Genomic DNA, 325 nt, shown 5'->3' with positions numbered 1-325 from the left:
ATGCAGGAGCAGCGGGAGCCACAGGTGCAACTGGTAATGCAGGAGCAGCGGGAGCCACAGGTGCAACTGGTAATGCAGGAGCAGCGGGAGCCACAGGTGCAACTGGTAATGCAGGAGCAGCGGGAGCGACAGGTGCGACTGGTGATACAGGAGCAGTTGGTGCGACAGGAGCTGCCGGTGCAACAGGAGCAACTGGAAGTACAGGCGTAGCAGGTGCAACAGGAGCAACAGGCGCGACTGGTGATACAGGAGCAGTTGGTGCAACAGGAGCTGCCGGTGCAACTGGAGCAACTGGAAGTACAGGCGTAGCAGGTGCAACGGGAGC

The 325-nt window shown here is 60.6% G+C and carries 1 protein-coding gene; it reads left to right on the top strand.

From position 1 onward, the window contains the following. Positions 1-325: hypothetical protein (locus tag GQF01_RS03395; RefSeq protein WP_202556130.1), on the top strand; the 325-nt coding region annotated here is incomplete at both ends.

Source organism: Paenibacillus silvestris (assembly GCF_009882985.1).
In the GTDB taxonomy this organism is placed as follows: Bacteria; Bacillota; Bacilli; order Paenibacillales; family NBRC-103111; genus Paenibacillus_E; species Paenibacillus_E silvestris.
This window is presented reverse-complemented; position numbering and strand designations above follow the sequence as displayed.